Origin of the sequence: Enterobacter cloacae complex sp. SHL009 (assembly GCF_049237205.1) — a bacterium.
GTDB lineage: Bacteria > Pseudomonadota > Gammaproteobacteria > Enterobacterales > Enterobacteriaceae > Enterobacter > Enterobacter cloacae_M.
On sequence record NZ_JBMKIW010000003.1, the window covers coordinates 122,794 to 149,567 of the forward strand.

General features: G+C 57.5%; 26 protein-coding genes and 5 tRNA genes. 11 read left to right on the plus strand and 20 right to left on the minus strand.

Going from position 1 to position 26,774, the window contains the following annotated elements; translation table 11 throughout:
• Nucleotides 1-218 precede the first annotated feature (218 nt).
• The 4 genes from mprA (at nt 219) to leuA (ending at nt 5,450) form a co-directional block, all read left to right on the plus strand.
• Complete coding sequence (gene mprA / locus ACOTZC_RS09335; RefSeq protein ID WP_023308933.1) at nt 219-749, plus strand: transcriptional repressor MprA; 531 nt, start codon at nt 219-221, stop codon at nt 747-749.
• 126 nt (nt 750-875) lie between these two features.
• Nucleotides 876-2,048: a multidrug efflux MFS transporter periplasmic adaptor subunit EmrA gene (gene emrA, locus ACOTZC_RS09340; RefSeq protein WP_023308934.1), complete on the plus strand. Its 1,173-nt coding sequence runs from the start codon at nt 876-878 to the stop codon at nt 2,046-2,048.
• Nucleotides 2,049-2,064: 16 nt separating this feature from the next.
• Complete coding sequence (gene emrB / locus ACOTZC_RS09345) at nt 2,065-3,612, plus strand: multidrug efflux MFS transporter permease subunit EmrB (RefSeq protein WP_023308935.1); 1,548 nt, start codon at nt 2,065-2,067, stop codon at nt 3,610-3,612.
• Between the two features lie 182 nt (nt 3,613-3,794).
• Nucleotides 3,795-5,450, plus strand: a complete 1,656-nt coding sequence (gene leuA, locus ACOTZC_RS09350) for a 2-isopropylmalate synthase (RefSeq protein WP_126303021.1) — start codon at nt 3,795-3,797, stop codon at nt 5,448-5,450.
• Here the strand turns inward: leuA and ACOTZC_RS09355 are convergent.
• From ACOTZC_RS09355 to mltB, 19 genes are all read right to left on the minus strand, one after another.
• The gene (locus tag ACOTZC_RS09355; RefSeq protein ID WP_126303022.1) at nt 5,437-6,201 is read right to left on the minus strand and encodes an AraC family transcriptional regulator; all 765 of its coding nucleotides are present in this window, start codon (nt 6,199-6,201) and stop codon (nt 5,437-5,439) included. The two genes, leuA and ACOTZC_RS09355, sit on opposite strands and share 14 nt — an antisense overlap.
• Before the next feature lie 54 nt (nt 6,202-6,255).
• Nucleotides 6,256-6,771, minus strand: coding sequence for an S-ribosylhomocysteine lyase (gene luxS / locus ACOTZC_RS09360; protein WP_008499539.1), 516 nt, complete (start codon nt 6,769-6,771; stop codon nt 6,256-6,258).
• A 153-nt stretch (nt 6,772-6,924) separates the two neighbouring features.
• The gene (gene gshA, locus ACOTZC_RS09365; RefSeq protein ID WP_023308938.1) at nt 6,925-8,469 is read right to left on the minus strand and encodes a glutamate--cysteine ligase; all 1,545 of its coding nucleotides are present in this window, start codon (nt 8,467-8,469) and stop codon (nt 6,925-6,927) included.
• 83 nt (nt 8,470-8,552) lie between these two features.
• Nucleotides 8,553-8,981, minus strand: a complete 429-nt coding sequence (locus ACOTZC_RS09370) for a YqaA family protein (RefSeq protein ID WP_008499541.1) — start codon at nt 8,979-8,981, stop codon at nt 8,553-8,555.
• Nucleotides 8,978-9,544, minus strand: a complete 567-nt coding sequence (gene yqaB, locus ACOTZC_RS09375; protein ID WP_023308940.1) for a fructose-1-phosphate/6-phosphogluconate phosphatase — start codon at nt 9,542-9,544, stop codon at nt 8,978-8,980. Before yqaB ends, ACOTZC_RS09370 begins: the two co-directional genes overlap by 4 nt.
• A 117-nt stretch (nt 9,545-9,661) precedes the next feature.
• Nucleotides 9,662-9,738, minus strand: a tRNA-Arg gene (locus tag ACOTZC_RS09380).
• A 64-nt stretch (nt 9,739-9,802) separates the two neighbouring features.
• Nucleotides 9,803-9,879, minus strand: a tRNA-Arg gene (locus tag ACOTZC_RS09385).
• Nucleotides 9,880-10,040: 161 nt separating this feature from the next.
• Nucleotides 10,041-10,117 (minus strand) — tRNA-Arg (locus tag ACOTZC_RS09390).
• A 64-nt stretch (nt 10,118-10,181) separates the two neighbouring features.
• Nucleotides 10,182-10,258, minus strand: a tRNA-Arg gene (locus ACOTZC_RS09395).
• A gap of 4 nt (nt 10,259-10,262) precedes the next feature.
• Nucleotides 10,263-10,355 (minus strand) — tRNA-Ser (locus ACOTZC_RS09400).
• A 342-nt stretch (nt 10,356-10,697) separates the two neighbouring features.
• Nucleotides 10,698-10,883 carry a carbon storage regulator CsrA gene (csrA, locus tag ACOTZC_RS09405; protein WP_000906486.1) on the minus strand — a complete coding sequence of 62 codons (186 nt, stop codon included), beginning with the start codon at nt 10,881-10,883 and terminating at the stop codon, nt 10,698-10,700.
• Between the two features lie 241 nt (nt 10,884-11,124).
• Nucleotides 11,125-13,752, minus strand: coding sequence for an alanine--tRNA ligase (gene alaS / locus ACOTZC_RS09410; RefSeq protein ID WP_325795084.1), 2,628 nt, complete (start codon nt 13,750-13,752; stop codon nt 11,125-11,127).
• Nucleotides 13,753-13,883: 131 nt separating this feature from the next.
• The gene (recX, locus tag ACOTZC_RS09415; RefSeq protein ID WP_111965498.1) at nt 13,884-14,384 is read right to left on the minus strand and encodes a recombination regulator RecX; all 501 of its coding nucleotides are present in this window, start codon (nt 14,382-14,384) and stop codon (nt 13,884-13,886) included.
• A gap of 69 nt (nt 14,385-14,453) precedes the next feature.
• A complete protein-coding gene (gene recA, locus ACOTZC_RS09420; protein ID WP_248184901.1) occupies nt 14,454-15,512 on the minus strand; it encodes a recombinase RecA in 1,059 nt (352 codons plus the stop codon).
• 89 nt (nt 15,513-15,601) lie between these two features.
• Nucleotides 15,602-16,099 (minus strand): nicotinamide-nucleotide amidase, encoded by a 498-nt coding sequence (pncC, locus tag ACOTZC_RS09425; RefSeq protein WP_421635737.1) that lies wholly within the window; start codon nt 16,097-16,099, stop codon nt 15,602-15,604.
• A gap of 129 nt (nt 16,100-16,228) precedes the next feature.
• A complete protein-coding gene (locus ACOTZC_RS09430; RefSeq protein WP_047173858.1) occupies nt 16,229-17,107 on the minus strand; it encodes a metal ABC transporter substrate-binding protein in 879 nt (292 codons plus the stop codon).
• A gap of 14 nt (nt 17,108-17,121) precedes the next feature.
• Nucleotides 17,122-17,982, minus strand: a complete 861-nt coding sequence (locus tag ACOTZC_RS09435; RefSeq protein ID WP_023308946.1) for a metal ABC transporter permease — start codon at nt 17,980-17,982, stop codon at nt 17,122-17,124.
• Nucleotides 17,979-18,632, minus strand: coding sequence for a metal ABC transporter ATP-binding protein (locus tag ACOTZC_RS09440; protein WP_248184899.1), 654 nt, complete (start codon nt 18,630-18,632; stop codon nt 17,979-17,981). The genes ACOTZC_RS09435 and ACOTZC_RS09440 overlap by 4 nt, the downstream gene beginning before the upstream one ends.
• Nucleotides 18,633-18,945: 313 nt before the next feature.
• The gene (gene mltB / locus ACOTZC_RS09445) at nt 18,946-20,046 is read right to left on the minus strand and encodes a lytic murein transglycosylase B (protein WP_171843736.1); all 1,101 of its coding nucleotides are present in this window, start codon (nt 20,044-20,046) and stop codon (nt 18,946-18,948) included.
• A gap of 253 nt (nt 20,047-20,299) precedes the next feature.
• On the opposite strand from mltB, the gene srlA reads away from it, so the two are divergent.
• The 7 genes from srlA (at nt 20,300) to gutQ (ending at nt 25,210) form a co-directional block, all read left to right on the plus strand.
• A complete protein-coding gene (gene srlA, locus ACOTZC_RS09450; protein ID WP_023333189.1) occupies nt 20,300-20,863 on the plus strand; it encodes a PTS glucitol/sorbitol transporter subunit IIC in 564 nt (187 codons plus the stop codon).
• Complete coding sequence (gene srlE, locus ACOTZC_RS09455; RefSeq protein WP_023308950.1) at nt 20,860-21,819, plus strand: PTS glucitol/sorbitol transporter subunit IIB; 960 nt, start codon at nt 20,860-20,862, stop codon at nt 21,817-21,819. Before srlA ends, srlE begins: the two co-directional genes overlap by 4 nt.
• Before the next feature lie 12 nt (nt 21,820-21,831).
• A complete protein-coding gene (gene srlB, locus ACOTZC_RS09460; RefSeq protein WP_023308951.1) occupies nt 21,832-22,194 on the plus strand; it encodes a PTS glucitol/sorbitol transporter subunit IIA in 363 nt (120 codons plus the stop codon).
• Nucleotides 22,195-22,209: 15 nt separating this feature from the next.
• A complete protein-coding gene (gene srlD / locus ACOTZC_RS09465) occupies nt 22,210-22,989 on the plus strand; it encodes a sorbitol-6-phosphate dehydrogenase (protein WP_045404214.1) in 780 nt (259 codons plus the stop codon).
• Nucleotides 22,990-23,055: 66 nt separating this feature from the next.
• Nucleotides 23,056-23,415, plus strand: coding sequence for a transcriptional regulator GutM (gutM, locus tag ACOTZC_RS09470; protein WP_023308952.1), 360 nt, complete (start codon nt 23,056-23,058; stop codon nt 23,413-23,415).
• A gap of 63 nt (nt 23,416-23,478) precedes the next feature.
• The gene (srlR, locus tag ACOTZC_RS09475) at nt 23,479-24,252 is read left to right on the plus strand and encodes a glucitol operon DNA-binding transcriptional repressor SrlR (protein WP_032640855.1); all 774 of its coding nucleotides are present in this window, start codon (nt 23,479-23,481) and stop codon (nt 24,250-24,252) included.
• Nucleotides 24,245-25,210, plus strand: coding sequence for an arabinose-5-phosphate isomerase GutQ (gene gutQ, locus ACOTZC_RS09480; RefSeq protein WP_333033190.1), 966 nt, complete (start codon nt 24,245-24,247; stop codon nt 25,208-25,210). Before srlR ends, gutQ begins: the two co-directional genes overlap by 8 nt.
• On the opposite strand, the gene norR is transcribed toward gutQ, so the two are convergent.
• Complete coding sequence (gene norR / locus ACOTZC_RS09485; RefSeq protein ID WP_421635738.1) at nt 25,207-26,721, minus strand: nitric oxide reductase transcriptional regulator NorR; 1,515 nt, start codon at nt 26,719-26,721, stop codon at nt 25,207-25,209. The genes gutQ and norR overlap by 4 nt on opposite strands.
• Nucleotides 26,722-26,774: the final 53 nt, after the last annotated feature.

Below are 26,774 nucleotides of genomic sequence, written 5' to 3' on the forward strand. Positions count from 1 at the left end.
CATATTTACAATCGGCATGAATAGTTCAGACCCCCGTCCTCACATCCTCTCTTCAGCGGGTTCACACCCAACGCTTTCTGTGCTCACCGGGTCACGGACTTACCCGGCGCTTTCTGATGGTGACATAAGTTTGGCGGATATAACCGCACAAATAATTCATTTACATTATTTGTCACTATCGTTACTATATCGGCTGTAATTAATGAGGTTATGCCCAAATGGATAGTTCGTTTACGCCCATTGAACAAATGCTTAAATTCCGCGCCAGTCGCCATGAGGACTTCCCGTATCAGGAAATCCTGCTGACTCGCCTGTGCATGCACATGCAAGGTAAGCTACTGGAAAACCGTAATAAAATGCTGAAAGCTCAAGGGATTAACGAGACGTTGTTTATGGCGTTGATTACGCTGGAGTCTCAGGAAAATCACAGCATTCAGCCTTCCGAACTGAGCTGCGCGCTGGGCTCCTCCCGTACCAATGCGACCCGTATTGCCGATGAACTCGAAAAGCGCGGCTGGATTGAGCGCCGTGAAAGCGACAACGATCGCCGCTGCCTGCATCTGCAACTGACCGATAAAGGTCACCAGTTCCTGCGCGAGGTGCTGCCACCTCAGCACAATTGCCTGCACAAACTCTGGTCTGCCCTCAGCACCGCCGAGCGCGACCAGCTTGAGCACATCACTCGCAAGCTGCTCACCCGTCTGGACCAGATGGATGAAGACGGCGCCGTTCTTGAGGCGCTGCGCTAACGCGACGACACGCTCACCATTCCAGATTCATAAGAAAACCGACAGGCCAGCACGTCACAGTGCTGGCCTTTCTGACAACAGGTCGGCTCAGCCGATGTGAAAATAAGAAGATCGTGGAGAACAACAATGAGCGCAAATGCGGAGAGCACTACCCCGCAGCAACCGGCCAACAAGAAAGGCAAACGTAAGAGCGCCCTTCTTCTGTTGACCTTGCTCTTTATCATTATTGCCGTGGCATATGGGATCTATTGGTTTTTAGTACTGCGTCATGCTGAAGAGACTGACGACGCGTACGTGGCAGGGAACCAGGTACAAATTATGGCGCAGGTGTCGGGCAGCGTGACGAAAGTCTGGGCTGACAATACCGACTTTGTGCAAAAAGGCGATGTGTTGGTGACCCTCGATCCAACCGACGCCCAGCAGGCGTTTGAAAAAGCACAGACCGCGCTGGCCTCCAGCGTCCGTCAGACCCGTCAGCTGATGATCAACAGCAAACAGCTGCAGGCCAACATCGACGTGCAGAAAACGGCGCTGGCGCAGGCGCAGAGCGACCTGAACCGCCGCGTTCCGCTCGGCACCGCCAACCTGATTGGCCGTGAAGAGCTGCAGCATGCCCGCGACGCCGTTGCCAGCGCTCAGGCACAGCTGGATGTAGCCATTCAACAGTACAACGCCAACCAGGCGATGGTGCTGGGCACCAGCCTTGAAAACCAGCCTGCCGTACAGCAGGCGGCGACCGAAGTGCGCAACGCGTGGCTTGCCCTGCAGCGTACCAAAATCGTCAGCCCGATGACCGGCTATGTCTCCCGTCGTTCCGTCCAGCCAGGGGCGCAGATTAGCCCAACCACGCCGCTGATGGCGGTCGTGCCGGCAGACAATCTGTGGGTAGACGCCAACTTTAAAGAGACGCAGCTTGCCCATATGCGTATCGGCCAGAGCGCGACGGTTGTCAGCGACATCTACGGCGATGACGTGAAGTACACCGGTAAAGTGGTTGGTCTGGACATGGGGACCGGCAGCGCTTTCTCCCTGCTGCCTGCGCAAAACGCCACCGGTAACTGGATCAAAGTGGTTCAGCGTCTGCCCGTGCGTATTGAGCTGGATGCCAAACAGCTGGCGGATCACCCGCTGCGTATCGGCCTCTCTACGCTGGTGACGGTCGACACCGCCAACCGCGACGGTCAGATCCTGGCAAGCCAGGTGCGCAGCAGTCCGGCTTATGAAAGTAACGCCCGTGAAATTAGCCTCGATCCGGTCAACAAGCTGATCGATGACATCGTGAAGGCAAACGCCGGTTAATCCGAAGGTGAGCGTTATGCAACAGCAAAAGCCGCAAAAACCGCTGGAAGGCGCGCAGCTGGTCATTATGACCATCGCGCTGTCGCTGGCGACATTCATGCAGGTGCTGGACTCCACCATCGCAAACGTGGCGATCCCGACTATCGCCGGTAACCTTGGCTCGTCGCTGAGCCAGGGGACCTGGGTCATTACCTCGTTTGGGGTGGCAAACGCCATCTCCATTCCGATTACCGGCTGGCTGGCAAAGCGCGTCGGTGAGGTGAAGCTGTTCCTCTGGTCGACGGTATTGTTCGTTCTTGCCTCCTGGGCGTGCGGCATGTCCAGCAGCCTGACGATGCTGATTTTCTTCCGCGTCATTCAGGGGATTGTCGCCGGGCCGCTGATCCCGCTGTCGCAGAGCTTACTGCTGAACAACTACCCGCCCGCCAAACGCTCGATTGCGCTGGCGCTGTGGTCAATGACCGTAATTGTCGCGCCGATTTGCGGGCCTATCTTAGGCGGCTATATCAGCGACAACTATCACTGGGGCTGGATCTTCTTCATCAACGTACCGATTGGCGCCCTCGTGGTAATGCTGACGCTCCAGTCGCTGCGCGGCAGAGAAACCCGGACGGAACAGCGGCGTATCGATGCCATTGGTCTGGCACTGCTGGTTGTCGGCATCGGTAGCCTGCAGGTCATGCTCGACCAGGGCAAAGAGCTGGACTGGTTCAACTCCAGGGAGATCATCATCCTGACGATTGTCGCGGTGGTGTCGCTGAGCTTCCTGATTGTCTGGGAGCTGACGGACGATAACCCGATAGTCGACCTGTCGCTGTTTAAGTCGCGAAACTTCACCATAGGCTGTCTGTGTATCAGCCTCGCCTACATGCTCTACTTCGGCGCGATTGTACTGCTGCCGCAGCTGTTGCAGGAGGTATACGGCTACACCGCAACCTGGGCAGGTTTAGCCTCGGCGCCGGTTGGATTGATTCCGGTTCTGCTGTCGCCGATTATTGGCCGCTTCGCCCACAAGCTCGACATGCGCCGGCTGGTGACGTTCAGCTTTATCATGTACGCCGTGTGCTTCTACTGGCGCGCGTATACGTTCGAACCGGGAATGGACTTTGGCGCGTCCGCGTGGCCGCAGTTTATTCAGGGCTTTGCCGTGGCGTGCTTCTTTATGCCATTGACCACCATCACGCTTTCCGGTTTACCGCCTGAGCGCATGGCGGCCGCATCGAGCCTGTCGAACTTTACGCGAACGCTGGCGGGCTCGATTGGTACGTCGATCACCACCACCCTGTGGACGAACCGTGAATCGATGCACCATGCCCAGCTGACCGAAGCGGTGAACCCGTTCAACCCTAACTCCCGGGAGATGTACAACCAGCTTCAGGGAATGGGCATGACGGAGCAGCAGGCGTCAGGGTGGATTGCCCAGCAGATCACCAACCAGGGGCTGATTATCTCGGCCAACGAGATTTTCTGGATATCGGCGGGGATCTTTATCGTCCTGCTGGGGCTGGTGTGGTTTGCTAAACCACCGTTTGGCGCCGGTAGCGGCGGCGGTGGCGCGCACTAGTCCTTTGACAGTTGCCCGGTGGCGCTTCGCTTACCGGGCCTACGAACGTAGGCCGGATAAGGCGTAGCCGCCATCCGGCAAAAAACCGCACCCTGTCCTGAACGCGACAGCGATTGTCAGTTCCGATAAAGCAGCGCTCCTGAAATCAATTCACGATAGTGAAAAGACAACAGGAGCGCATTATGCTGAACACACCCGCCGACAAGTACCAACCCTATCCGACCCTTTCCCTGCCCGACCGCCGCTGGCCGGAGCAACGCATTACCTGCGCGCCGCGCTGGCTCTCAACCGACCTGCGCGACGGCAACCAGGCCCTTGCCGAGCCGATGGACAGCGCCCGCAAGCTGCAGTTCTGGGATCTGCTGCTGGGCTGCGGATTCAAAGAGATTGAGGTCGCCTTCCCGTCCGCCTCGCAGACGGATTTCAACTTTGTTCGCCAGCTGATTGAAGAGAACCGCATCCCGGATGACGTCACGATTCAGGTATTAACCCAGGCGCGGGAAGATCTCATCCATCGCACTTTTGAATCCCTGCGCGGCGCGAAGCAGGCTACCGTGCATCTGTATAACGCCACCGCCCCGCTGTTCCGCCGCCTGGTATTCGGCATGGAGAAAGCGCAAGTCGTCGAGCTGGCGACGCGATTCACGCGGCTTATTCGTCAGCAGTGTGAAGAGAACCCGGACACCCGCTGGCAGTATGAGTATTCCCCGGAGACCTTCTGCTTTACCGAGCCGGAGTTTGCGCTGGAGATTTGTGAAGCCGTGGCGGAGATCTGGCAGCCGTGCGACGAACGGCCCATGGTGATCAACTTACCCGCAACCGTCGAAGTGAGCACGCCGAACGTCTATGCCGACCAGATCGAGTATTTCTGTCGCCACTTCAGCCGCCGCCGGGATGTCTGCATCAGCGTACATCCGCATAACGACCGCGGTACCGGCGTCGCCAGCGCCGAGCTGGCCGTGATGGCGGGGGCAGACCGCGTGGAGGGCTGTCTGTTTGGTAACGGCGAGCGCACGGGCAACGTCTGCCTGGTGACGCTGGCGATGAACCTCTACAGCCAGGGCATCAGCCCGAATCTCGACTTTAGCGATATGAACCGGGTCGTGGAAGTGGTGGAAGCCTGCAACCAGCTGCCGGTGCATCCGCGCCACCCGTGGGCAGGCCGGCTGGCCTATACCGCCTTCTCCGGCTCGCACCAGGATGCGATCAAAAAAGGCTTTGATGCCCGCAGGCCTGGCGATCGCTGGGAGATGCCGTATCTGCCCGTCGATCCGCAGGACATCGGCTGCACCTACGAAGCGGTGATCCGCGTGAACAGCCAGTCAGGGAAAAGCGGCAGCGCGTGGCTCATCGAACAGAATCATGGCCTGAAATTACCCCGCGCCCTGCAGCAGGATTTCAGCCAGCACGTGCAGCAGGAAACCGATCGCCACGGAAAAGAGATGACGCAGAATGCGCTGTGGCAGCTGTTCCGCACCCGCTACGGCCTGGTAGCCACGCCGCAGTTTGCGCTGCAATCCTACCGCAGCGACAGCCAGCAGGACGGCCAGCTGCGTTTGACGGCAAGCATCGCTACGCAGGGGGGAACGCGTCAGCTGGAAGGTCAGGGTAACGGTCTGCTCTCCGCCGCCGCTCACGGCTTGAGCCGCTGGGTCAACGCCCCGTTCGTGATTAAGGATTATCACGAGCATACGTTAGGCGAACGCAGCGACAGCCGCTCAGTGGCCTACATCCGCTGCCTGTTCCAGGACGGGAGCAGCCGCTGGGGCGTGGGCATCGACAGCGACGTGGCGCGCGCGTCGCTTCAGGCGCTTTTAAACGCCGTCAGTCGTTCTTAAAGTAATCGCTGGGTGAGACGCCCATCACCCGGCGGAACATTGCCGTAAAGGCGCTGTGGCTGCCGTAACCCAGATCCAGCGCCACGCGCAGCACTGGCTGGCCCTGCGCCAGCCGCACTAAGGCTTCCAGCAGGCGCGCCCTTCTCAGCCACTCGCCGTAGCTTAATCCCGTCTGCTGCTGAAAATGGCGGTTCAGGGTGCGCTCGCTCATGTTCATCATGCTCGCGGCCTGCGCGCTGCTCCAGCTCCCTCCCGCGTTTTGCCGGATTAGCAGACACAGGTGGCGTAACGCCTCGCTTTCCGGCTCCGGCAGATGAAACGGCAGCACCGGCATGGTGCGGATTTCATCGAGAATGAGTTCATAGACGCGTTCATCCCGGCTGCCGGGCGAGTACGATTCAGGTAAAGCAAGAGAGACGAGGATCAGCTCGCGCAGCAGCGGCGCGATCTGCACGATCTGACAGGAGGCCGGGAGATCGGCCCGCGCCAGCGGATCGATGAACAGCGTTCGCGCCGCCACGTTGCCGGTGATGCGAAGCGAGTGGCGAGTCCCCGCCGGTAGCCAGACGCCGCGACCCGGAGGAACAACCCAACAGCCCGATGCGGTATCGACCCGTACCACGCCGCTCAGGGTGTGCAACAGCTGCGCGCAGTCGTGCTCATGCCACGGCTCGCTGTCACCATGAACGTAATCATGGGCGAACGGAACGAGGGGACGATGGGTAAAGGAGAAGGTTGCGGTTGTGGTCATGGGGTTAAACCACCCTCACCCTACCCTCTCCCGGAGGGAGAGGGAAAAGGTGCACTAGATGTGCAGTTCCTGCAGTTTTTCTTTTGGCAGGGCCAGCTCTTCGTTGCTGTTCACGCGAACATCACGCTCGATGATGTGACGCGCGATTTCCTGCGCTTCTTCCAGAGAGTGCATCTGGTAAGTACCGCACTGGTAAACGTTCAGCTCAGGGATCTGGTTCTGCTCTTTCACCTTCAGCACGTCTTCCATCGCCGCTTTCCACGCATCAGCGACGCGTTTCTCTTCCGGCTGGCCAATCAGGCTCATGTAGAAACCGGTACGGCAGCCCATAGGGGAGATGTCGATGATCTCAACGCCGTTGCCGTTCAGATGGTCACGCATGAAACCGGCGAACAGGTGTTCCAGGGTATGAATGCCTTTCTCTGGCATCACTTCTTTATTTGGCACGCAGAAACGCAGATCGAAGACGGTGATCGTGTCGCCGTGCGGGGTGTGCATGGTCTTCGCCACGCGAACTGCAGGTGCTTCCATACGGGTATGGTCGACAGTAAAGCTATCTAATAACGGCATACGTCACCTCCGACAGTGATTTTTTTTAAAATAAACTGAACTCTTCTACAGAATGCACGTCTGAGTATATGAAAGACGCGCATTTGTTATCATCATCCCTGAATTCAGAGATGTATATTTTGGCCACAGCGATGTGGCCTTTTTCTTTTCTGCTTAAGACTGCTTCGCCAGAAACGCCTCAAACGACTCGGTATCCGCCGCTTCAACCTCTTTCTGACGCACCACGGACGCATCGCGTTCCGCGGCAAAATCTGCTTCGCTCAGCACTTCTAACGGCTCCTGCATCAGCATCTCACGATACTCCGCTGAGAGTGAACGCCCCGTGCCGCCAATGCCCTGATCGATCATAGAACGCAGAATACGCGCTGAGAACGTCAGTTCCGGATTATCAAAACATTCCACCAGCTGGTCGCAGATCTGTTGATACGCGTCGCCGCCGTCAATGCTGTCCATTGTGCGGGCAACACGCTTCAGATCGCGGAACAGATCTTTGCCGACTTTGGTCAGCGGGAACTGTGCCGTTTCGCAGCCGATACCCAACGTCAGGCCCGGCTTACGCCCTTCCAGAATCACGCGATTCCAGTTTGTACGGGTACAGAGCAGTTCGTCTGAACTCATTTCCGGCGCATCCGCCAGCACGCACCAGACCATAAACAGATCCAGGAAGCGAATCTGCTGCTCATCAACGCCAATCGGTGAGAACGGGTTGATATCCAGCGAACGCACTTCAATGTATTCGATCCCGCCGCGCTGCAGCGCATCCGACGGGGTTTCACCGCTGCGCGTTACGCGCTTAGGACGAATAGGCGCATACAGCTCGTTTTCAATCTGCAGCACATTGCTGTTGATTTGCAGGCGTTTGCCGTCTTTTTCGAGGCCGATTTTCTCGTACTCTTCCGACGGGGTTTTGATCGCCCGCTTCAATCCTGCCACATATTCGTGCAATTCGTTAAACGTAATACCGAGATTGCTTTGCGATTTATTGGTATAACCGAGATCGCTCAGGCGCAGAGAGGTGGCGTACGGGAGATAGTACATTCCGCACTCGGTCTTCTCGAACGGCAGCGTGGTCGGTTTCCCCTGCAGGAACGAAGAACAGATCGCCGGGGAGGCACCAAACAGATACGGGATCACCCAGCCGAAACGGTAATAGTTGCGGATCAGGCGGAAGTAGCCTTCAGAGATCGCATCTTTATCCGTTTCACCGCATTTCGCCTGCCAGAACGCCATTGGCAGCGAGAAGTTATAATGCACGCCCGAGATCGTCTGCATCAACGCGCCGTAGCGGTTTTTCAGCCCTTCGCGATAGAGCGTTTTCAGCCGACCGATATTTGACGTGCCGTACTGCGCCAGCTCAATCTCCTGGCCCTGCTCGATATAGCACGGCATGCTGAGGGGCCACATACGTTCGTCGCCCATGTTGCGCGCGGTGTAGCGATGGATATCGCGCATAATCGTCAGCATATGATCAATATCACCCTCTACTGGCGTGATGAACTCCAGTAGTGCTTCAGCGAAATCGGTTGTGATCCATTTATGTGTCAGCGCCGAGCCTAACGCCTTCGGGTGACCCGTCGTCGCTAAGCTACCGTCCGCGTTAACGCGCAGCGTTTCACGCTCAAGACCACGCTGAATACCCTTCAATGCCTGAGGGTGGTTTTCCAGCCAGGCCAGCGCCTGAGATACGTCCGGGATCAAATTGACCTCCCGCCTGTCAAAGTAATTTTACTCAGCATAATTGTAATGGTTGACGATTGAAGGTCGCGTATTCATTCCACCAATTAGTGCCACCACGTCATACCCTGTAGTGTTGCCCACGCCACGAGAACATAGCGCAACGCCTTGCCAAGGCACAAAAAAAAGAGCACCGGTCCCCAGGAGATGCGCATCCATCCCGCCAGCAGACACAGTAAATCGCCTATTACAGGCATCCAGCTTAATAACAGCGTGGCAGCGCCATAGCGTTTTAGCCAGCCGACTGCCTTTTCCTGCCAGCGCGATTTTTCGCGCAGCGGAAAGAAACGCCCAAGAATAACGTTAGTCAGCCCTCCAAGGCTATTACCCATTGTTGCTATTAATACAAGCAGCCAGGGCTGACTCACGCCGGACAATAGCATCGCCACCAGCACCACTTCCGAATTTCCCGGTAACAGCGTGGCGCTTAAAAAACTGCTGGCGAATAATGAAGCAAGTGACAGCGCGTCACTCACAGTAAGCGCACATCCACCGCATCCATTCCGGCATCACGCGCGGCCTGAATGCCGAAATCGGCGTCTTCAAACACGACACATTTTGCCGCCGGGACGCCCATTAATTCTGCGCAAAGCAGGAAGGTGTCCGGTGCGGGCTTGTGATGTTTAACATGATCGGCGGCGACCACCGCAGAAAAATAGTGACGCAGGCCAAGATGATTGAGCAAAGCTTCTGCAATCGAGCTTTCACTGCCTGTTCCTACCGACATCGGGCGGCGCCCGTGCCACTCTTTTACCACATCAATCAGCGGCAGAGGACGTACGGTATCTAGAAGCATGGCTTTTACCGCATCGGTTTTTTCGCGCGCGAGCAGATGCGGGTCGAGGTCGGCCTGATTCAGTTCAATCACGGCCTGCGCAATACGCCAGGTGGGGGATCCGTTGAGGGCTATCATCGCCTGAAGATCGAAACGCATTCCGTAGCGGCCCAGGACGTCAGTCCAGGCTTGACGATGCGTGGGTTCGGTATCCAGGAGAGTGCCGTCCATATCGAAGATCAAACCGTCATACTGTGCGTACATCGTGCTCTCGCTAAACGATTAACAAACCATTACTTTATCGTAAATGGTGATTTTTGTCGCTGATTGAGAGTGTGATTGCTGACGGAACGTCGAAGGAATAAACAAAGAAGGAGAAGATGGTGCATCCGGGAGGATTCGAACCTCCGACCGCTCGGTTCGTAGCCGAGTACTCTATCCAGCTGAGCTACGGATGCATCGGGATTTACTACTGTACTGCTCGATATTCACATCACTTCTAAAGCAATATGAAGTAATAGATGGTGCATCCGGGAGGATTCGAACCTCCGACCGCTCGGTTCGTAGCCGAGTACTCTATCCAGCTGAGCTACGGATGCATCAGGGTACTGCTTTCAGAAATAGTAAATGGTGCATCCGGGAGGATTACTCGTCTGCGCCTCGCCCTGCGGGCCGTTGCTAAAGCAACGTTATCCTCCCTGGTGCTTACGATTAACTCGCAGACCTTGAAACAACAGCATCGCTGTTATCTCGGAGAATATGGTGCATCCGGGAGGATTCGAACCTCCGACCGCTCGGTTCGTAGCCGAGTACTCTATCCAGCTGAGCTACGGATGCATCGGGATTTACTACTGTACTGCTCGATATTCATATCACTTCTAAAGCAATATGAAGTAATAGATGGTGCATCCGGGAGGATTCGAACCTCCGACCGCTCGGTTCGTAGCCGAGTACTCTATCCAGCTGAGCTACGGATGCAAAATGGCGGTGAGGCGGGGATTCGAACCCCGGATGCAGCTTTTGACCGCATACTCCCTTAGCAGGGGAGCGCCTTCAGCCTCTCGGCCACCTCACCACACAACGCCTCTTTCGAGTGCTTCGAGTTACTCGTTAAGAGCTTCTCGTCGCTGCGTGGCGCATATATTACTTTCTGGGACTTATAAGTCAAACAATTTTCCAAAAGCTTTTATCGTTTGCACAAATCACACGCAATTCGCATGTAAAAGCCGCAAAGAGGGTGTTTTATAAGCGGATTTTGCAGGCATCTTCACAGAAAACCTTTGCAGAAATGGCGGCGTAAGGGCGAGTTTAAGGTAACGGAGTGGTTAAAAAGAGAGCGTTTGAAATTAAACGGTAACGTTGAGCAGGAAAAATGACAGGAGGGTTGCGTCTCGCCCGACAGCGAGACGCGACAATATCAGTAACTGGACTGCTGGGATTTTTCAGCCTGGATACGCTGGTAGATCTCTTCACGGTGGACAGATACTTCTTTAGGAGCGTTAACACCAATACGTACCTGGTTACCCTTTACCCCTAAAACTGTCACGGTGACCTCATCCCCAATCATGAGGGTCTCACCAACTCGACGAGTCAGAATCAGCATTCTTTGCTCCTTGAAAGATTAAAAGAGTCGGGTCTCTTGTATCCCGGCATTATCCATCATATAACGCCAAAAAGTAAGCGATGACAAACACGTAAAGTGTAAGCAGTCACGGCATCACATTCTGTTAAACGTAAGTTTAGCCGATATACACAAACTCAACCTGACTTTATCGTTATCGATAGCACAGTGAACAAGACGCCATAACGTTACCGCTATGGCGTCTGCTTGTGCTTTGTAGTTATTACAGTTTCGCGCTTACCCAGCTTTCAACGCTGGCCAAAGCTTGCGGAAGTGCCGCCGCATCCGTACCACCGGCTTGTGCCATGTCCGGACGACCGCCACCCTTGCCACCCACCTGCTGAGCGACCATACCAATCAGTTCCCCTGCTTTTACGCGGTCGGTCACATCCTTAGAGACGCCCGCAATCAGAGAAACCTTACCTTCTGCCACTGTCGCCAGCACGATAACGGTAGAACCAAGCTGGTTCTTGAGATCGTCGACCATAGTACGCAGCATCTTAGGCTCAACGCCCGCCAGATCGCTGACCAGCAGTTTGACGCCCTTAATGTCTACAGCCTTGCTGGAGAGGTTTGCACTCTCCTGCGCCGCAGCCTGCTCTTTGAGCTGCTGCAGCTCTTTTTCCAGCTGACGCGTGCGATCCAGCGCAACGCGCACTTTCTCGCCCAGGTTCTGGCTATCGCCTTTCAGCAGCTGAGCGATGTCATGCAGCTGATCGCTCTGCGCATGCAGGCTGGCAATCGCACCTTCACCGGTCACCGCTTCAATACGGCGCACACCTGCCGCCGTACCCGATTCGGAAACAATGCGGAACAGGCCGATGTCACCGGTGCGCGATGCGTGCGTACCGCCGCACAGCTCGGTAGAGAAGTCGCCCATGCTCAGCACGCGAACGCGGTCGTCATATTTCTCACCAAACAGCGCCATCGCACCTTTTTTCTTCGCGTCCTCGAGCTCCATGATGTGGGTCTCGATTGGCAGGTTACGACGGATCTGCGCGTTTACCAGATCTTCCACCGCGCGGATTTCAGACGGTTTCATCGCTTCAAAATGCGAGAAGTCGAAACGCAGCACTTTGTCGTTAACCAGAGAACCTTTCTGTGCAACGTGGGTACCGAGCACGTCGCGCAGGGCAGCGTGCATCAGGTGGGTTGCAGAGTGGTTCAGACGAATGCGCGCGCGGCGAGCTTCATCCACGTTAGCCTGTACGCCCTCGCCCACTTTCAGAGAACCGGAAACCAGTTTGCCCTGGTGACCAATCGCCTGACCGTATTTCTGGGTGTCGCTGACGCTGAAGCTGAAACCGTTGCCTTTCAGCTCGCCCTTGTCGCCAACCTGACCGCCGGATTCCGCGTAGAACGGCGTTTTGTCCAGAATGACAACCGCTTCCTGGCCCGCGCTGATGCTGTCCACGGCTTTACCGTCAACAAACAGGGCGGTCACTTTGCCGGTCAGTTCCAGCGCGTCATAACCTTTGAACTCAGACGCGCTATCAACGCGGATCATCGCGTTGTAGTCTGCACCGAAACCGCTGGATTCACGCGCACGACGACGCTGCTCTTCCATCGCGGCTTCGAAGCCCGCTTCGTCAACTTTGATATTGCGCTCGCGGCAAACGTCCGCCGTCAGATCAACCGGGAAGCCGTAGGTGTCGTACAGGCGGAAAGCGGTTTCGCCATCCAGCGTGTCGCCCTTGAGATTCGCCAGCTCTTCGTCCAGCAGCGCCAGACCGCGCTCCAGTGTACGCGCAAACTGCTCTTCTTCGGTTTTCAGAACCTGCTCTACCTGCGCCTGCTGGCGTTTCAGCTCGTCACCGGCAGCACCCATCACGCCAATCAGTGGCCCAACGAGTTTATAGAAGAAAGTGTCCTTCGCGCCCAGCATGTTGCCGTGACGGATGGCACGACGAATGATACGACGCAGCACGTAGCCACGGTTTTCATTCGACGGGATAACGCCGTCGGCAATCAGGAACGCACAGGAACGAATGTGGTCCGCGATAACGCGCAGCGATTTGTTGTTCAGGTCGGACGCGCCGGTAACTTCGGCAACGGCTTTGATCAGGGTGCTGAACAGGTCAATCTCGTAGTTGGAGTTGACGTGCTGCAGAACCGCGGCAATACGCTCCAGACCCATACCGGTATCAACGGAAGGCTTCGGCAGCGGCTCCATCGTACCGTCGGCCTGACGGTTGAACTGCATGAAGACGATGTTCCAGATCTCAATGTAGCGATCGCCGTCTTCTTCCGGGCTGCCCGGAGGGCCACCCCAGATGTGGTCGCCGTGATCGTAGAAGATCTCGGTGCACGGGCCGCAAGGGCCGGTATCACCCATCTGCCAGAAGTTGTCAGACGCGTATGGCGCGCCTTTGTTATCGCCGATGCGAATAATACGCTCGCGCGGGATCCCGACTTCTTTTTCCCAGATTTCGTAGGCTTCGTCATCGGTTTCATAGACGGTAACCCACAGACGCTCTTTCGGCAGGTTGAACCAGTTTTCACCGGTCAGCAGTTCCCACGCATATTGAATGGCATCGTGTTTGAAGTAGTCGCCGAAGCTGAAGTTACCCAGCATTTCGAAGAAGGTGTGGTGACGCGCGGTGTAACCGACGTTTTCCAGGTCGTTGTGTTTACCGCCCGCACGCACGCAACGCTGTGAGGTTGTGGCGCGGGAATAATTACGCTTGTCGAGACCAAGGAACACATCCTTGAACTGGTTCATCCCGGCGTTGGTAAACAGCAGAGTCGGATCGTTGTTCGGTACCAGGGAGCTGCTGGCAACAACCTGGTGTCCCTTACTATGGAAAAAATCGAGAAACGCCTGACGGATCTCAGCGGTGCTCTTGCTCATAATTATCCTGAAATCAAGCTAACGAAATGTCGTAGCCAGCCTGTATCGGTAAACCGTTGGACAGACCAGCTACTGGAAAAAGTGGGAATAAGATAAGTTTTCTTTAGTGGGAAGTAAAATCCCGCATGCGTTCAATCGGCAAAATTACGCCAGATATCCTGAATATCTTCCATCAGAAAGCCGCGGTAGAGCAAAAAGCGCTGGATTTTAACTTTTTCTGAAAATTCACGCGGCAGCGGCTCGCCGTACTTGCGAATCGCCTGTTCTCTTGCCAGTTCGCACCAGTCAATATCGCATTCGCGCATCGCTTTTTCGATGGACTCCCGGGCTACCCCTTTCTGGTTTAGCTCCTGCCGGATGCGCGCGGGCCCGTATCCTTTACGGCCACGGCTGGCGAGAAACCGCGAGGCAAAACGCTCGTCATCAAGATAGCGATGCTCATAGCACCAGGCGATGACGCGGTCATAATCTTCCGCGGCGGCATCAATCTCTTCCGGGCCGTTTTTACTCATCACCGGCGCCGACAGTTTTCGCCGCAGCTCCTGTTCACTGTGGTCACGGACGGCCAGGATGCGCACCGCGCGATCAAGTAAGCGTGCATACGCGGGTCGACGTGTTGTCGGTTCACTCATAAAAAAACCTGCTGATTCAGAAATGCAAAAAGGGCCGCATCAGCAGCCCTTCATTGTTAAACGAGAGAATTAAAAGTCTTCGTTAGTTTCTTCAGCATCCGCGCTATCAACCGCGAAATCAGGCGTGGAGTCCTGGTTGTTCAGCAGAAGCTCACGCACTTTCTTCTCGATCTCTTTCGCCGCAGCCGGGTTCTCTTTCAGCCAGGAGATGGCATTCGCTTTACCCTGACCAATCTTGTCACCGTTGTAGCTGTACCAGGCGCCCGCTTTTTCAATCAGCTTCTCTTTCACGCCCAGGTCAACCAACTCGCCGAGGAAGTTGATCCCTTCACCGTAGAGGATCTGGAATTCAGCCTGTTTGAACGGCGCGGCGATTTTGTTCTTCACAACCTTCACGCGGGTTTCGCTACCGACCACGTTCTCGCCCTCTTTCACCGCGCCGATACGGCGGATATCCAGACGAACAGAGGCGTAGAATTTCAGTGCGTTACCACCGGTAGTGGTTTCCGGGTTACCGAACATCACACCAATTTTCATACGGATCTGGTTGATGAAGATCAGCAGCGTGTTGGACTGCTTCAGGTTACCCGCCAGCTTACGCATCGCCTGGCTCATCATACGTGCCGCGAGGCCCATATGAGAGTCACCGATTTCACCTTCGATTTCGGCTTTTGGCGTCAGTGCGGCAACGGAGTCGACCACGATAACGTCAACGGCACCAGAACGTGCCAGCGCGTCACAAATTTCCAGCGCCTGCTCACCGGTGTCCGGCTGAGAACACAGCAGGTTGTCGATATCCACGCCCAGCTTGCGGGCATAAACAGGGTCCAGCGCGTGCTCGGCATCGATAAACGCACAGGTTTTACCTTCGCGCTGTGCCGCAGCGATCACCTGCAGCGTCAGGGTGGTTTTACCGGAGGACTCTGGCCCGTAGATTTCTACGATACGGCCCATAGGCAGACCGCCAGCGCCCAGCGCGATATCCAGAGAAAGCGAACCGGTGGAGATAGTTTCCACATCCATGGAACGGTCTTCACCCAGGCGCATGATGGAGCCTTTACCGAATTGCTTTTCGATCTGGCCCAGTGCTGCCGCCAACGCTTTCTGTTTGTTTTCGTCGATAGCCATTATTACTCCTGTCATGCCGGGAGAAGCGACTGTGCTTCACCGTGGATTTCTGTTCTGTTGGTGCAATTATACTGTATAGTCATACAGTATCAAGTGTTTTGTAGAAATTGTTGCCAGAGCGTTTTTAACGCATAAACGGTTGCCTGACGACGCACGCTTTCGCGATCGCCGCTGAAGCACTCCCGGCGGGTGATCCCTTCCCCTTTGGAGGTGGCGAACCCAAACCAGACGGTGCCGACAGGCTTCACGTCGCTGCCGCCGTCCGGGCCCGCAATACCGCTAATGGAAATCGCGTAATCTGCCCGCGCCTCTTTGAGCGCGCCAATAGCCATCTCGATTACCACCGGTTCGCTGACCGCGCCATGCTGTTCAAGCGTGGATTCACGCACGCCAATCATCTGTGCTTTAGCTTCGTTACTGTAGGTCACAAAACCGCGTTCAAACCAGGCGGAACTGCCGGCAATATCGGTAATCGCTTTCGCCAGCCAGCCGCCGGTGCAGGATTCCGCAGTGGTGATTGTCGCGCCACGCTGCTTCAGCGCAAGGCCAACGATCTCGCTAAGCTGCATCAATTCATGGTCAGTCATTCTCGCTCCAGGCATCTGAAAAACGTGCTGCACAAGATAGCACTTTATCGTCAGATGTGGGGATGCACTTCAGGTTTTACGAGGGGGCTTCAGAAAAAAGCCGGTACGGACGCACCGGCGGTGGAAAGGTTATTTCATGCTCTCAGCGAGGGTGTGCACATTGTGGCGAAACGCCTTAACGTAGGTGTCAGCCACCCCACCTTTTGCCGACAGCGCTTCGGGGTAAAGCTCGCCCCCGGGCTGTGCGCCCGTCGCCGATGCAATCTGTTTCACCAGACGCGGATCGAGCTGATTTTCCATAAACCAGGTTTTCACGCCGTCGGCTTTAATCTGATTGATAATCTCGGCGACCTGCGCCGCGCTGGCTTCGCTCTCAGACGACAGCCCCTGCGGCGCCATAAACGTCACGCCGTAGGCGCGGCTGAAATAGCCGAACGCGTCATGGCTGGTCAGCACTTTACGCTTAGCCGACGGGATCTGGCTAAAACGCGTTTTGGCCCAGTTATCCAGCTGGCTGAGCTGCGCGATATACGTTTTGCCAGAGGCTTCCAGCGCGGCTTTGTCCTCAGGATCGGCTTTCACCAGCCCGTTCAGGATATTTTGTGCATAGAGCGCCCCGTTCGCCGCGCTGTTCCACGCATGGGGATCGGTCACAGTCTTTCCATCTTCCTCAAGCGTGTGGGTTTTCACTCCTGTTGAGGCGACAACCAGTTGCCCTTTGAACCCGGAGGCTTTCACCAGACGATCAAGCCAGCCTTCCAGCCCCAGGCCGTTCACCACCACCACATCAGCCTTGCTCAGGGCGGCGCTGTCTTTCGGCGACGGTTCAAAGGTATGCGGATCGCCGTCCGGCCCGACCAGCGTCGTCACGTTCACATGGTCACCGCCTACCTCCTGCGTGATATCCCCCAGAATCGAAAAGCTGGTCACCACATTCAGCGTTTTCGCCATCACGCCGTGCGACATCATCCCCAGCGCGAGCGCCACTACAAATCCTGTACGTTTCATCGTTTCCCCTTGCGTTAAAAATACGCCCGCAGGCTGCCAGCGAGCCTGCTTCGCGTACCCAGTAAAATGGAAATAAAGAACAGCGCGCTGGCGGTGAGCACGATGGACGGCCCGGCAGGTAGGCTCATCGCCCAGGAGAGGCTCAGCCCCAGCCATGCGCAGAAAATACCGCTTATCCCCGCCATCAGAAGTAAGGCTGGTAGCGTGCGCACCCAGCAGCGTGCCGCCACGGCCGGAAGCATCATCAGCCCGACGGCCATCAGCGTGCCGAGCACCTGAAAACCAGCCACCAGGTTAAGCACCAGCAGCGCCAGAAACAGTCCGTGCAGCAGGCCAGGCAGCCAGCGGGCGTTCACCTGCAGCCAGGCAGTATCAAACGCTTCTGTGACCAGCCCGCGATAAAACAGCGCCAGTGTGATAAGGGTGAACATACACACGCCCGTGACAAAAAGCGCGGCGTCCTTGTCCACGGCGAGGATAGAGCCAAACAGCAGATGCAGCAGATCGACATTCGACCCGCGCAGCGACACCAGCGTGACCCCCAGCGCCAGCGAGCCAAGATAAAACCCGGCAAAGCTGGCATCTTCTTTCAGCGGCGTGCGTCGACTGACCAGACCGGCCAGCAGCGCCACGGTAATTCCCGCGATAAAACCGCCAATACTCATCGCCAGCAGCGACATACCGCTGAGCAAATACCCCACGGCGACACCCGGCAAAATGGCGTGAGAAAGGGCGTCGCCCATCAGGCTCATCCGACGCAGCTGAAGAAACACGCCGAGCGCGGTGGTGCTGACGGAGAGCGCCAGGCAAACCACCAGCGCGCGACGCATAAAGCCGTACTCAATGAACGGTTGAAAAAAGAGATGCCAGATCATGCCACCCTCACCCGCTCGGTTTTCCACTGGGGAACGTCAGCATCCAGCCGCAGCGTCTGCGGAAAATGGCGCGACACGCGCTCGCTGTCGTGCAGTACCGCGAGCAGCGTTTGCCCCTGCATATACATCTCCAGCATCAAATCCATCAGCACGCTGCAGGTGGTTTCATCGACCCCGGTAAAGGGTTCATCCAGCATCACCAGCGGCGCCTGCTGCACCAGGACGCGGGCAAACAGCATGCGCTGAAACTGACCGCCGGAGAGTTCATCGATGGTGGATAACGCCATGGACTCAAGCCCGACGCGCTCAAGCGCGCTGGCAATGCGCAGCCGCGTTTCGCGACGAAACCCGGAAAAAAGCGAAATGCCCGGCCAGCAGCCCATGCTTACCACGTCCTGTACGGTCAGCGGAAACTGCGCCTCCAGGGCGTGACGCTGTGCCAGCCAGCCGATGACCGGGCGCTTACCCTGCCAGCGGAAACCGCCGCTGACGGAAGGAATAAACCCCGCCAGCGTTTTCAGCAGCGTGGATTTCCCGCAGCCGTTAGCGCCGATAATGGCGGTCATGCTGCCGCGCTCAATGGTGCCCGAGAGGGGCCGCGTAACGGGCTGGCGTTCATAACCCGCGACCAGTTCGTTCATCACGATCATGGCAGTGCCACCGCCCAGCGCACGGCCAGCCCGATAAAGACAACCAGCACCAGCGCCAGCAAAAGCCGAACCAGAGCAGACAGAGAAAAAAGGGACGTTGACATGTCGACACCGCATTAAATGTTATAACATAACAATAATAAAAGGCGGTTAAGATGTAAATGACGGGTTTGAAAAGGGAGTGTGGCGAAATGTTTCTGAAGAATTTCCCTCTCCCGTGGGAGAGGGTCAGGGTGAGGGCATCAGGCCGCACCGTGCGTGCAGCCATGCCGGGTGGCGGCGTTGCCTTACCCGGCCTACCCGTCTGAGCAACTTACTGACTAAACGGTGACGCCGCCGGAACGCGCGCCTGAGACACTGCCAGCCCCAGCTGCCACACCGCCATTGCATAATGGGTGCTGTGGTTATAGCGGGTGATGGTGTAGAAGTTCGGCATGCCGTACCAGTACTGATAGCTGGTTCCCACGTCCAGGCGCAACAGGCTCACCTGATCGACATTGCCCAGCGGCTGGGTTGGCGTTAAGCCCGCCGCCGTCAGCTGTGCGACGCTATATTTGGTTTTGAAGCCGTTTTCCAGACCAAACGCCTCGCCGTTTGCCTGAACGGCAACCTGTCCGCCCGGCGTCCAGCCGTGCGCTTTGAAGTAGTTCGCCACGCTGCCGATGGCATCCACCGGATCCCACAGGTTGATATGACCATCACCGTTAAAGTCGACGGCATATTGCTTATAGGAGGACGGCATAAACTGGCCGTAGCCCATCGCACCGGCAAACGACCCTTTAAGATCGAGCGGATCGTCCTGCTCGCTGCGCGCCATCAGCAGGAAGGTTTCCAGCTCGGAAGAGAAATACTCCGCGCGGCGCGGGTAGTTAAATGAGAGCGTGGCCAGAGCGTCGAGGATGCGGGTTTTACCCATCACGCGGCCCCAGCGGGTTTCCACGCCAATAATCCCGACGATGATTTCAGGCGGTACGCCGTATACCTGCCACGCGCGGTTGAGCGCATCTTCATACTGATTCCAGAACACCACGCCATTTTGCACGTTGTCCGGGGTAATAAACTGTTTGCGATAGCGCAGCCACGCGCCGTTCGGCCCGCTCGGCACCTGGGCCGTCGGCGCCTGCCTGTCCATCAGGCGCAGCACGTAGTCCAGGCGCTTGGCCTGAGACAAAATTTCGTGCAGCTGCTGTCTGTCAAAGCCGTGCTTGCTCACCATTTTATCGATGAACTGCTCGGCCGCCGGGTTATTCGCGAAGTCGCCGCCCATCTGCATCATATTGTGCTGCGGCTCCAGCAGGAATCCTCCGGAAGGCGCGCCCGCCGTTTGCTGAACGGCTTCGGTCTTAGGTTTGCTACTACAGGCAGACAGCAGAATAAGCGCAGGCAACAGCGCTGCATAACGACGCTTGAACATGAGACATCCATTTAACGGGTTCGATAAGAACCCAGTATGGTAAAGCATCCGCAACACCTCAAGGAAGCGGTACGCACCTCCCCTACGCAAATCCGCGCTTTTTTCCACCGAAAATCATTCGCCCCGCCAATAAACTTTCAAAATAACCCATTTTTCTTTCATTGTGAGATCTAACTAACACTTTAAAACCTTTCAAAGTGATTATTATTAACCGCAGTCAGACAAAAACAAAAAAGCCCCACAGGAGAGAAGAATGATAGAAACCATCACCCACGGCGCCGAGTGGTTCATCGGGCTGTTTCAGAAAGGCGGAGAAGTGTTCACCGGCATGGTGACCGGGATCCTGCCCCTGCTGATCAGCCTGCTGGTGATCATGAACGCGCTGATCAACTTTATCGGCCAGCAGCGCATCGAACGCTTCGCCCAGCGCTGTGCCGGGAATCCGCTGTCCCGCTACCTGGTACTGCCGTTCATCGGTACCTTCGTGTTCTGCAACCCGATGACCTTAAGCCTCGGCCGCTTCATGCCGGAAAAGTACAAGCCGAGCTACTACGCCGCCGCCTCCTACAGCTGCCATTCCATGAACGGCCTGTTCCCGCACATTAACCCCGGCGAGCTGTTTGTCTATCTCGGGATCGCCAGCGGCCTCACCACCCTTGGCCTGCCGCTCGGCCCGCTGGCGGTGAGCTACCTGCTGGTTGGCCTGGTCACCAACTTCTTCCGCGGCTGGGTGACCGACCTCACCACCGCCATTTTTGAGAAAAAAATGGGCATCCAGCTTGAACAGAAAGTCCATCTTTCAGGAGCCACAGCATGAACCGGATCCGCATTGAAAAAGGCACGGGCGGCTGGGGCGGCCCGCTGGAGTTCGACGCCACCGAAGGCAAAAAGATCGTCTACATCACCGCAGGCACGCGCCCGGCAATCGTCGACAGACTGCGCGAGCTGACCGGCTGGGAAGCGGTCGACGGCTTCAAGGAAGGCGAGCCGCCGGAAGCGGAAATCGGCGTGGCGGTAATCGACTGCGGCGGCACGCTGCGCTGCGGTATCTATCCGAAGCGCCGCATTCCGACGGTGAATATTCACTCCACCGGAAAATCCGGCCCGCTGGCGCAGTACATCCTTGAGGACATTTATGTCTCAGGCGTGAAGGAGGACAACATCACGCTGGTGAATGGCACTGCCGCGCCGCAAAAAGCGGCCCCGCGCGAGTACGACACCAGCAAGAAAATCACCGAACAGAGCGACGGCCTGCTGGCGAAGGTCGGGATGGGCATGGGTTCCGCCGTGGCGGTACTGTTCCAGTCCGGGCGCGACACCATCGACACGGTGCTGAAAACCATTCTGCCGTTTATGGCATTCGTCTCGGCGCTGATCGGCATCATCATGGCGTCCGGCCTGGGCGACTGGATTGCTCACGGCCTCGCCCCGCTCGCGAGCCACCCGCTCGGGCTGGTGACGCTGGCGCTGATCTGCTCCTTCCCGCTGCTGTCGCCGTTCCTCGGCCCTGGTGCGGTGATTGCCCAGGTCATCGGCGTGCTGATTGGCGTGCAGATTGGTCTGGGGAACATTCCCCCGCACCTCGCCCTGCCCGCCCTGTTCGCCATTAACGCCCAGGCGGCGTGCGATTTCATCCCCGTAGGGCTGTCGCTGGCCGAAGCGCGCCAGGACACCGTGCGCGTGGGCGTGCCGTCGGTGCTGGTCAGTCGCTTCCTGACGGGCGCGCCGACGGTGCTGATTGCCTGGTTTGTCTCCGGCTTTATTTATCAATAAGAGGTTCCTGCGATGACCGTGATTTACCAGACCACCATTACCCGCATCGGCCAGAGCGCGGCTGACGCGCTGAGCGACCAGATGCTGATCACCTTCCGCGAAGGCGCCCCGGCGGATATCGAAGAGTTTTGCTTTATCCACTGTCACGGCGAGCTGAAGGGCGAGCTGAAGGCCGGGAGCCAGCTGGAGCTGGGCGAGGCGCGCTATGCCGTGACCGCCGTCGGCGACGTGGCCGAGCAAAACCTGCGCGAGTTGGGGCACATCACCCTGCGTTTCGACGGCCAGCCGCAGGCCGAATATCCCGGCACGGTTCACGTGGCGGGCCCGGTTCCGCAGGCTGTCACCCCAGGCTGCACGTTAAAATTTGTTGCGTAATTTAAGGAGAAACACATGAGTCAGGTTGCCGTTGTCATTGGTGGAGGACAAACCTTAGGCGAGTTCCTCTGCCGTGGGCTTGCCGCAGAGGGCTACCGCGTGGCGGTAGTGGACATTCAGAGTGAAAAAGCCGCCCGCGTGGCGGACACCATTAACACCGAGTTTGGCGAAGGGATGGCGTACGGGTTTGGTGCCGACGCCACCAGCGAGCAGAGCGTGATGGCGCTGGCCCGCGGCGTGGACGAGATTTTTGGGCGTACCGACCTGCTGGTCTACAGCGCGGGGATTGCGAAAGCGGCCTTTATCAGCGATTTCGAGCTGGGGGACTTTGACCGCTCGCTACAGGTGAATCTGGTGGGCTATTTCCTCTGCGCCCGCGAGTTTTCCCGTCTGATGATCCGCGACGGCATTCAGGGGCGCATCATTCAGATCAACTCCAAATCAGGGAAAGTGGGCAGCAAGCACAACTCCGGCTACAGCGCGGCGAAGTTTGGCGGCGTGGGGCTGACGCAGTCTCTGGCGCTGGATCTGGCCGAATACGGCATTACCGTGCATTCGCTGATGCTGGGCAACCTGCTGAAATCGCCGATGTTCCAGTCCCTGCTGCCGCAGTACGCCACCAAACTTGGCATCAAAGCGGACGAGGTGGAGCAGTACTACATCGATAAAGTGCCGCTGAAGCGCGGGTGCGACTATCAGGACGTGCTGAACATGCTGCTGTTTTACGCCAGCCCGAAAGCGTCTTACTGCACCGGGCAGTCGATTAACGTCACCGGCGGGCAGGTGATGTTCTGATCGAGCGCCTGATGCCCTCACCCTAACCCTCTCCCACCGGGAGAGGGAACATAATAAGGAGTCGATATGGTCACCGCACTCATCACCGTCGCCGCCCTCGCCTGGATCTGCCAGATGGCGTTTGGCGGCTGGCAGATCCACCAGTTTAACCGCGCGTTTGACGCGCTGTGTCAGAAAGGTCGCGTCGGGGTCGGGCGTTCCGGCGGACGCTTCAAACCGCGAGTCGTCGTCGCCGTTGCGCTGGATGAAAACAATCACGTCTGCGATTCCCTCATCATGCGCGGCATGACCGTCTTCGCCCGTCCGGCGAAAATCCAGGCGATCAACGGCATTTCGCTGCAGGAATTACGGCCTGATGTGATCTTTCCCCATGATCCACTCTGTCAGAATGCACTATCATTAGCGCTTAATCTGAAACATGGATAATTTCGTTGTGAAAGCTATAGACTTGCGAAATTATCATTTCGCAACCTAAGGAACGAAGCGCCTATGAAACCTCGTCAGCGGCAGGCGGCCATTCTCGAGCATCTGCAAAAGCAGGGAAAATGCTCGGTAGAGGATCTGGCCCACTACTTTGACACCACCGGCACGACAATACGCAAGGACCTGGTATTGCTCGAAAACTCTGGCGCCGTCATTCGAACCTACGGCGGCGTGGTGCTCAATAAGGACGAAGCGGACCCGCCTATCGATCACAAAACGCTGATCAATACCCACCAGAAAGCGCTGATTGCCGAAGCCGCCGTCAAATTTATCCACGATGGCGACTCCATCATTCTGGATGCAGGCAGCACCGTCCTGCAGATGATCCCGCTGCTCAGCCGCTTTAACAACATCACGGTGATGACCAACAGCCTGCACATCGTCAACGCCCTGTCGGAGTTTGACAGCGAGCAGACCATCCTGATGCCCGGCGGCACCTTCCGCAAAAAATCGGCGTCGTTTCACGGCCAGCTGGCGGAGAATGCCTTCGACCACTTCAGCTTTGATAAACTGTTTATGGGTACCGACGGCATCGACCTGAACGCCGGCGTTACGACGTTCAACGAGGTGTTCAGCGTCAGTAAAGCGATGTGCAACGCCGCGCGGGAAGTGATTTTGATGGCAGACTCGTCGAAGTTTGGCCGCAAAAGCCCCAACATTGTCTGTAGCCTTGAAAGCGTTGATAAGCTGATTACCGACGCGGGTATCGACCCGGCGTTCAAGAAAGCGCTGGAAGAGAAAGGAATCGACGTGATCGTAACCGGAGAGAGAGATGAGTGATTTTCTGTTAGAAACGGGCCGCCAGACGCTGATGCTGGAACTGCAGGAAGCCAGCCGCCTGCCGGAACGTCTGGGCGAGGATTTTGTCCGCGCCGCCAACACCATTATCCACTGCGAAGGCAAAGTGATCGTGGCGGGCATCGGTAAATCCGGCCATATCGGCAAAAAGATTGCCGCGACGCTCGCGAGCACCGGCACCCCGGCTTTTTTTGTGCATCCGGCAGAGGCGCTGCACGGCGATCTGGGGATGATTGAAAGCCGCGACGTGATGCTGTTTATCTCCTACTCCGGTTCGGCCAAAGAGCTGGACCTGATTATTCCACGCCTGCAGGAAAAATCGGTCGCCCTGCTGGCGATGACCGGGAAGTCCCGCTCGCCGCTGGCGCTGGCCGCCAAAGCGACGCTGGACATATCCGTCGAGCGCGAAGCCTGCCCGATGCACCTCGCCCCGACCTCCAGCACCGTTAACACCCTGATGATGGGCGACGCGCTGGCCATGGCGGTGATGCAGGCGCGCGGCTTTAACGAAGAAGATTTTGCCCGTTCGCATCCGGCGGGGGCCCTCGGCGCGCGGCTGCTCAATAAAGTGCATCACCTGATGCGCACCGACGATGCCATTCCGCAGGTCAAACTTGATACCAGCGTCATGGACGCGATGCTGGAGCTGAGCCGCACCGGTCTGGGGCTGGTAGCGGTCTGCGATGACAGCGGGAGCGTTAAGGGCGTGTTCACCGACGGCGACCTGCGCCGCTGGCTGGTGGGCGGCGGCAGGCTGGAAACCAACGTGTCGGACGCCATGACCAAAGGCGGGCTGACGCTGAAAGCCGGGAGCCGCGCCATTGAAGCCAAAGAGGTGCTGATGAAGCGCAAAATCACCGCCGCACCGGTGGTGGATGATTCCGGCAGGCTGTGCGGCGCCATCAACCTGCAGGATTTCTATCAGGCCGGCATTATCTAACCCTTCAGTCCCAGACGCTTCGCCAGCCTGTGCAGGTTGGCGACGTCCATCTCCAGCGCCCGCGCGCACGCCGCCCAGCTGCGGTTATTCTGCTCCAGCGCGCGGGTAATCATCTGACGCTGAAACGCCTCAGTGGCTTCGCGCAGATTTTCATTTACCGTTTCTGGTAGAGCCTGGGCGACAGCCGGTGCGGTTTCATCCTGCAGCGCAAAATGCCGCGCGTGGATCACAACTTCGTCACCCGAACGCGTCGCCCGCGCCAGCACCACCGCGCGGTGAATCGCGTGCTCCAGCTCGCGCACGTTGCCCGGCCAGCCGTAGCTCAGCAGATGCGACCTCGCACCCGGGCTCAGCACCACGCGGGAAAGCCCCATCCTGAGGCGGCACTGCTCGCAGAAAAAGCCCGCCAGCAGCACCACGTCGTCCCCGCGCTCGCGCAGCGGCGGCACGGTAAGCGGGAACACGCTCAGGCGATGGAACAGGTCGGCTCGGAACTGCCCTGCCACCACCGCTTCACGCAGGTCGCGGTTCGTTGCCGCCAGCACGCGAACGTCCACTCTGTGGCTTCGGTCATCCCCCACGCGCTGCATGTCGCCGTACTGCAACACGCGCAGCAGCTTGGCCTGCAGCGACAGGGAGAGCTCGCCGATTTCATCCAGAAACAGCGTGCCGTTATCGGCCATTTCGAATTTGCCGCTGCGGTTGCTGATGGCCCCGGTAAACGCCCCTTTAACGTGACCAAACAGCTCGCTTTCCGCCACGCTTTCCGGAAGCGCGGCGCAGTTGAGGTACACCAGCGGGTTCACCGCGCGCGGCGAGGCTTCGTGAATGGACTTCGCGACCAGCTCCTTGCCGGTGCCGGTTTCCCCGAAGATCAGCACGTTCAGGTCTGAGGCGGCGACAATCTCAATCTCTTTTTTGAGCTGCGCCATGCCCGGAGAAAGGCCGATCATCTCCGTTTGCGTCACCTGCTCAAACGCCGCCGGGCTGCCGGGAAGAATGTTCTGGCTCTCCAGCTGTTCAATCAGCAGGGCATTGTTCAGCGCCCCGGCGGCCAGGGCGGCAATCAGGCGCAGCTCTTCGTCGCTAAAGGTGTCGAACTGGTCCGGCGACAGGCCGTCGAGGGTCAGCGCGCCGATCAGGTTTTGCCCGGCAAATAAAGGCAGGCCGATACAGGCGTGAACCTTCAGGCTCTCCTGTCCGGGAATAAGCCCGTCGTACGGGTCGGGCAGATCGCTGTCCGCCGGGAAGCGCACTACGTCACCCGCGCGGGCGATGGTTTCCAGACGCGGATGGCCCTCAAGGGTAAAACGCCGCCCGAGCACGTCCTTCGCCAGCCCGTCGATAGCCAGCGGAATAAACTGCCGCCCCTCGTAGCGCAGCAGCGCCGAGGCGTCGCACTCAAGCACGTGGCGCAGCGTGGAGATCAGCCGCTGAAAGCGGTCCTGATGGCCGATACCGGTCTGCAGCTCAATGGCGATCTTCGCCAGCACGTCTACGGAAAAGCTCATAGAGACCTCGCTGTCATTTTGACAATGCATGTTGTCATATTGACACTACTTTG